The sequence below is a fragment of the Variovorax sp. N23 genome, assembly GCF_025486315.1.
Taxonomy (GTDB): Bacteria; Pseudomonadota; Gammaproteobacteria; order Burkholderiales; family Burkholderiaceae_C; genus Variovorax.
This window is the reverse complement of sequence record NZ_JAOOPY010000003.1, coordinates 419,732-426,541: the sequence shown is the minus strand read 5'-3', so window position 1 is coordinate 426,541 and position 6,810 is coordinate 419,732. Positions and strand designations below refer to the sequence as shown.

The following is a 6,810-nucleotide window of genomic DNA, read 5'->3' as shown; positions in this document are numbered from 1 at the left end:
GGCAACTCGCCAGTCAGGCCATCTCGGTGACGGCCTGACTTAAACCAAACAGCCTCCGCGAATGCCGGGGCGATTCACTACCCTGGCTGCCGGGTTCAAGGCTATCGACAAGTACAACACCAGCCCAACCTACTTCCTTACCTTCATGCGCGACCGCGCACGCGCGCCACCGTGGGGCCGGCCGACTCCGCGCCGACGGTGAACACGCTGACCACCTGCACTAAGCTGCCGGCCTGCTCCTGCAGCGAGGCGGCGGCCGCAGCGGCCTCTTCCACCAGCGCGGCGTTCTGCTGCGTGACCTGGTCCATCTGCGTGATGGCCTGGTTGATCTGCTCGATGCCCTGCGTCTGCTCGTGGCTTGCGGCACTGATCTCGCCCATGATGTCCGTCACACGACGAACACTCGCCACGATCTCGTCCATGGTCTTGCCTGCTTCTTCGACCTGCTGGCTGCCGGCCGCGACCTTGCTGACCGAGTCATCGATCAGGATCTTGATTTCCTTGGCCGCCGCGGCCGAGCGCTGCGCCAGGCTGCGCACTTCGGACGCCACGACCGCAAAGCCGCGGCCCTGCTCGCCGGCACGCGCCGCTTCCACGGCGGCATTCAGCGCCAGGATGTTGGTCTGGAAGGCGATGCCGTCGATGACCGCGATGATGTCCACGATCTTCTTGGACGAGGTGTTGATCGAGCCCATGGTGTTCACCACCTGGCTGACCACCGTGCCGCCGCGCACCGCCACTTCGGATGCCGATGCTGCCAGTTGGTTGGCCTGGCGTGCGTTGTCCGCGTTCTGCTTGACGGTGGAGGTGAGTTCCTCCATCGAGGCGGCCGTCTGCTCCAGCGAGCTGGCTTGCTCCTCGGTACGCGAGGAGAGGTCCTGGTTGCCGGATGCGATCTCGCCGGACGCGGTGGCGATGGTCTCGGTGCCGTGGCGGACCTCGCCCACTACCTTGGCCAGGCTGTCGTTCATCGCCTTCAGCGCCTGCATCAGCAGGCCGGTCTCGTCGCGGCCCTCAGACACGATGTGCGCGTTCAGATTTCCCGATGCGATGGTCTCGGCGACGGCGACGGCCTGGCCCAGCGGACGCACGATGCCCATGGTCAGGCGCCAAGCCAGGAGCACACCGACCACCAGGGCGATGCCGGACCACACCAGAAGCAACGTGCGGCTCGATGTGTATTCCTTGTCCATCCGAACCGCTTCGGTGTCGATCTTTTCCCGTTGGTGGTTGGCGATCGCCTCGACCGCGCCGCTGTAGCCGGCCACCGCCTCGGTGAATTTTGTGTCGACCTGCGCGTTCGCCTCCGCGTACTGCCCACCCTCCTTCAGTTTGTTGATCGCGGCGAGCGTTTCGATCAAGTTTGCACGCGCGACCCCCAGCTCGGCATACATCGCCTTTTCTTCAGGGGTGCTCAGCATCGACTCGACTTGCTTCTGCAGGGGCCCGATGCGTGCCGATCCGGCAGCGATGGTTTTGCCGAAGTAGGCGATGACCTGTGGATCCGTGGCCTTCACCATCGCGAAGCTGGCCACCGTGTTCGCACGCACGTTCGTCAGCCATTCCGTCGCCAGTCGCTCCTTAACCAACGACTGGGACAGGATGGCGTGCGTCGACTGACCGACCTTGGTCAGTCCGAGCCAGCCGATCGCGCAGACCAATGCCAACAGGATGAGCACCAGCGCGAAACCGAGGGCAAGACGCGTCCCTATGCGCAGGTTGAGAAGGAAATTCATCGGAAAGCTCCAACCTCCTACAGAGGCATCGGAAAAGGAAAGAGAGTCAGCGGAGACGGCTCGAGGCCATCTTCGATGCGGAGTTCGCACATGCTCTATCGGCGCCGTAGACAAAAAATGAAGGCCTCGACTAACAGGCTGCTGAAATAATCCCCCCAGCGCCGAAGCGCCAGGGGCATAAGGTTGTCAAACATCGGCCGTAAGGTTGTCAATCTGGCTTCAGCTTGCCACCACGGCTGTAGTCGACCGGCACCAGCAGCGCGCGTCTCCGGTGGCCGGCGAATGATCGGCGCGAACTGCGTGGGATAGATGTGGCTGCCACCAGGGGGCGGCTCCCACTCGGGCGGTAACCTAATCCCAAAGCGCTTTTCGTAGAAGTGCCGGCGCTTCTCGGCCTGGTAGTGGCTGCACATGGTCGCACTGTAGTGACCAGGGGTCTACCTGGCTACGTCTTCATGCGATGAACGGAGGCCCGCCAAGCCCCAGTAGAGGCCCAACGCGAAAGTCCTGCGCAGCGCCGTGAACAGACCTTTGGTGTTCTTCCCGCGGTGCCTCGTCGCCTATCTACCATCGCACCGCAGGAAGCGCATTCCACAAAGTACTCCATCCAACCTCCTTGAAGGGATGCGGATGGTCGAAGCTATGGCCGGCTGTGGCAATCAATGAAAGCCCCGCTGCGCCGCGCCTCAGACTTTGGTATCAGCCTCGCGATCACACCGCGGCCGGCGCTACGATCTGCGCTCCAACAACGAGGAGTGACATGAAGGCATTGGAGGCGGTGAACGAATGGCTTCTCGGCCTGCTCCTCAGACACCCGGGGGCGTTCAGCTTTTGCGGACGTGCGCTGTTTGCCTTGGCGTCCGCGATGGCGGTGCTCGGTTGGCGCTTCGACAAGCTGGGGCACAAGATTGAGCGGATCTCAGCTCGCGCGGGCGTGGTGCCCCCGGACATCATGTCGGGGCTGCCGTGGTGGTTGCGCCTCTTCGTGCCCGAGACGACCAGCGGCTGGATCGGACTCGGGCTCCTCGCGGCGTGCGGAATTTCCATGGCTATGGCCGGCAAGTGGGCGAAGAAGCTTCAACAATGACTGAGCAGAAACGAGGCAAGCGCAAGAGTGGCGCTCCTCAAGAGTTGGTGTTAATCCCATTCGACCATCGCATCCTCGAGGCGGCGAGCCAGTTTTGCCAGGCGGCGGAAGATGCCAGCCGAACCGATTTGCCGCACCGCCTCGATGTCTGGCTTGCCTACCCTGAGGTGGTCAACTATGCGTTTGCTGCGGAACTGGCATTGAAAGGGCTGCATTGGCTGCACCACGGCCATCCGAGCCGAGGACATGACCTGCACACGCTTTGTGTTGCCTTGCCTCCCCAGGTTGTACGTGAACTCGGCAATCACACCGCAGACACGCCGTTGTTCTTGTTCCTCGAGCGTTTGGCAGCGGTGCGCGACACGTTCGAAGATTGGCGCTACGCCTTCGAAAAGGAAGAGCTAAGCATCAGCATCGATTTCATGCGAGCGCTCGCGGGCGGGGCGATCGCACTGCTCCAGCGTGATGCACCACCAGCAACAGACGAAGGATAGCCATCTATGGCCGATGAAATACCGAAGAGCATCGAGCTACTAGTCACAGGTGTCGTGACCCTTGGGACATCTTTCATCGGCGCCTACTTGGCTTTTCTGTTCAACAAGCTGCAGCACGCGAAGGCAGTTGAGGAGCGACAGGTGGAAGCCTGCAATGCTGCGATGATCGTCTTGGCACGGCAGTACATGTTGCTGCGGAACTTTTACGACCAGCATCTGCTCGCGAACCGGTCATCGCCCGGTCGGCACTTACAGAACGGTGCGCTGCTGGAACTAAAGCCATCTCACTCACAAGTGGACATTCCGTCGCTAACTTTCTTGCTGGACTCAGAGGCCCAAAACTTGGTACTCGAGTTTTCTGTGCTGGATGCAAAGTTTCATGGATGCATTGACCACATCAACATGCGATCTCTGGTCCATCGTGAGCAGTTCCAGCCGGCGCTTGCGGCGGCGGTCGGGGAGTCGGGTGCCACGAGACTGCCAGGTGAGCTGATAGAGAAAGCCATCGGCGACATGCTGACGATGACGCTTAGGCGGTCAACCGACATCGTTTACGAGTTGGTCGACGACGCCATGTGCGCGCTTGAGGCGGCTGGGCCGTCACTTCAGGCGAAATTGAAGCTGGTCTTCCCGAGTCACACCATCATCACGTTTGAGCCGAAAGCCGCGAGGACCGAGCCTGTTGGTGTTGAAGCTCCACTGCCCAAATACAGTCAGCGTCCTCTGTACAGAGATTGGCCATAGCCCTGCGGTGACACCCGGATGACCAGGTCATCGCCCTGGACCATTGTCAGGTGGCCTCTCCCGCATAGCCGCGGCTGCGGCGCAGCTGGTTCATGATGCGTCGCTCGGTGCCCGCCTGCGCCTCGCGCACCATCGACAAGGTAGGCACGTCGCCGACGGTCGTGTTTATCACGATGCTGACGGGCGCCCCACCGCCGCCGAGCGCGTGATTCGGAACGATGCCGCCTGAAGCGCCAGGCACAAAAACTTCCGGCCCCTTCTCGCCAACCAGGTATGGCGTGCCACTGCTGACCGGACCACCAGCGGCGCGCTTGTCGAGACCTCCGAGCGAGATCAGCGCACCAAGTGCGTCGCCACCGAAAGCGCCGACAGTGTTCGCGCCGCCGAGCGCGGCCGAGCTAACCCCACTGCCACCAAGCAGGCCGAGAAACCCCTTCGCGAGCGGCCCGGTGATGGATTGCTGCACAGCCATGCGAACCATGTTGGCAATGATCGAATCAGCGAGGCTCTTGAAGCTGAGCTTGCCAGTGGTGGCGAAGCTGACGATGGCATCTTCCGCACCCTTGAACGAGTCGGAGAGCGTGCGGCCCGTGGAGCCCGCGACGTCGTCGACGTACTTCGCATAATCAGCCAGAGCAGCAGTCGCGCCAAGCTTCCAATCGGCCCGCGCAGCGGCCTCGTCGGCGTAGTACTTCTTCTGAGTGGCCAGCGCATCGCCGAGGGAAGCCTTGATCTTGGCGGTTGCCTCCGCGTAGGCGTCCGACCCAAGCATGTCCTTCTTGCCAAACTCGTCATCGACACGAAGCTGATAGCGGCGGAACTCGTTGCGGATCGACTTCTCTGCCTCGACCATCTTTCGGGCCTGCTCACCTAGGCCCAGAGAGTCGATCATGCGGTCGTACTGCTCTGCACGACCAGAAGCGCCCGACGCGATCGAAGCGTCGATGCTCTCGACCGTGCGACGCAGAGCTTCGGCGTCTGCGCCTGACTGCTTCACGATCTCTGCGATCTTCTCTTCGAACTTGATCTGTCCCGAGAGTGCCGCGTTTTTGGCGAGTTGGGCGTCGATGGCATCCTTGTTCGCCATCAGGCTCTTCTGCTCGGCCGTCAGGATCTTCTTGTCCTTCAGATCGGCAATGAGCTGCTGGAACTTGACCTGTTCGCGCTGCTCGCCGGTGATCTTCAGCTCGCCGGCAAGCTGGTCCTTCAGCGTCGACTCGGTCTGACGAAGGGTCTCCAGGAACTTGGTCGCAGCGTCGTCCTGGAACGCCTTGGGCGCGGCGCCTTTCGGGTCTTTGAACTTCTCGTTGATGTTCTTGATTCGATCCTGGATGTCCGACTCAGAGGCGCCCGCGGCAACGCCGGCCGCTCTCACCTTTGCAATCTCCTGCTCTCGCTTCAGTCGGTTCGAAAGGAACTTCTCGCCTTCTTTGTCCCATTCTGCCCGTGCCTGCACTTGCTTGGTAGACGCGGCTTGCACGGTGGCTTGTTTGCCGAGCGAGTCATTGACGCGCTCGATGTAGGAGATCTGAGCGCGCAGAGCAGCGTTGCCCTTTTCGAAGGCGTCAGAAACGCCAGGAAGGCCATTCAGGGGGCCGCGCGAGGTGCGATCTGCAAGCTGCTGCTTGAGCGATGCCAGTTGCTCAGTGCCGGTTTGCGAGCGACCAACGCCAAGCATCGCGTCCCATGCGCCCTTGGCCGTATTCCCCACACTTCGCCATGAGTTTTCCAGGAAGCCAAGGTTCTGGCTGAGCTGCTTGGACCGAGCTTCAAGCGCGTCAGCGTAGGCGTTTTGTGCAGCGCGCGCTGCTTCCGATGCCTTGCCTTGATCCTGCAGGGACTTGATGTGTTCGTAAGTGGTAGCCGTCAGGAAGTGGATCTTCGAGTCCAACTTCACCGCCGCATCGAGGGGCTCCTTCTGCAGATCCTTGAATGCCTCGGCCGTCTTTTCGACGGACTGCCCGGCAACGATTTCGAAGTTGGCAGCAGCCGCGGCGTAGCGCTCGAGGTTCTCGACGCCGATCGCACCAGTCTCCGCGAGCGTCGTCAGGGCTTCGGCTGCACCTCCCCGCGTGAGTGAACTGTTCGTCTTGGCGATCGATGCCGCCATGTTGCTCAGTTGGTTCGCAGTCGTGCCAGCAGCATTGCCGGTCAGAATCAGCGCCTTCGAGTACGCCGACGACTCCTGCGAGCCCTTGGAGTAGGCGAAAGCCAGGACACCAATACCAGCCGCCGCCAGCGTGAACGGCGAAACCAGACTGGCCACGTAGCCACCCAGAGCGCGCGCGGCCGGGCCGAGTCCGCCAAACATGTCCTTCAACTGGCCACCCTGCTGCAGAAAGACCGTCAGAGGGGCCTGCCCACCTTGGAGGCTGGTGACGATGTCGGTGAACTGCGCAGGGACTCCTTTTGTTTGCCCTTGAAGTCAACCGGGCGAGTGCGTCGCAGCCAATACGTAAAGCTTCCAGACTTCCATTCTTCGCGTCGTCGGCCAATCGGCTTTTCGGCGCCATCTGAAATCAGCCCTTCGCCCACGAGCTGCGCCCAGGTTCCAACGTACTCGACGAAGGTCCACTCGGGGTTGATGGAGATGGTGAGGTCGGCGATTTCGGCGCCGTGAGCGTGAACAGTTGCCGCGTCGCGCGCCGCGGCCGTAGGGATAATGCTGGGAGCTTTCATGGCAGTGTTCCTTGTAGAGATTGCCTTGGGAGTTAGGCCGGTCTGGTGTTCCACCACCGTTCCGGCCGCC

At 61.7% G+C, this 6,810-nt stretch carries 6 protein-coding genes; 3 read left to right on the top strand and 3 right to left on the bottom strand.

What is annotated here, in order from left to right; translation table 11 throughout:
- Positions 1 to 143 precede the first annotated feature (143 nt).
- Positions 144 to 1,850 carry a methyl-accepting chemotaxis protein gene (locus N8A90_RS07210; RefSeq protein ID WP_316044008.1) on the bottom strand — a complete coding sequence of 569 codons (1,707 nt, stop codon included), beginning with the start codon at positions 1,848 to 1,850 and terminating at the stop codon, positions 144 to 146.
- 646 nt (positions 1,851 to 2,496) lie between these two features.
- Between N8A90_RS07210 and N8A90_RS07205 the strand changes: the two genes are divergently transcribed.
- The 3 genes from N8A90_RS07205 to N8A90_RS07195 are packed head-to-tail and all read left to right on the top strand — an operon-like array spanning position 2,497 to position 4,061.
- Positions 2,497 to 2,823: a hypothetical protein gene (locus N8A90_RS07205; RefSeq protein WP_262073988.1), complete on the top strand. Its 327-nt coding sequence runs from the start codon at positions 2,497 to 2,499 to the stop codon at positions 2,821 to 2,823.
- Complete coding sequence (locus tag N8A90_RS07200) at positions 2,820 to 3,317, top strand: HEPN domain-containing protein (RefSeq protein ID WP_262073987.1); 498 nt, start codon at positions 2,820 to 2,822, stop codon at positions 3,315 to 3,317. Before N8A90_RS07205 ends, N8A90_RS07200 begins: the two co-directional genes overlap by 4 nt.
- Before the next feature lie 6 nt (positions 3,318 to 3,323).
- Positions 3,324 to 4,061, top strand: coding sequence for a hypothetical protein (locus N8A90_RS07195; protein WP_262073986.1), 738 nt, complete (start codon positions 3,324 to 3,326; stop codon positions 4,059 to 4,061).
- Positions 4,062 to 4,107: 46 nt separating this feature from the next.
- Here N8A90_RS07195 and N8A90_RS07190 read toward each other — a convergent pair whose 3' ends face one another.
- Positions 4,108 to 6,444, bottom strand: a complete 2,337-nt coding sequence (locus N8A90_RS07190) for a phage tail tape measure protein (protein ID WP_262074001.1) — start codon at positions 6,442 to 6,444, stop codon at positions 4,108 to 4,110.
- Entirely contained in the window at positions 6,408 to 6,740 is a 333-nt protein-coding gene (locus N8A90_RS07185) for a hypothetical protein (protein WP_262073985.1), read from the bottom strand. Before N8A90_RS07185 ends, N8A90_RS07190 begins: the two co-directional genes overlap by 37 nt.
- Positions 6,741 to 6,810: the final 70 nt, after the last annotated feature.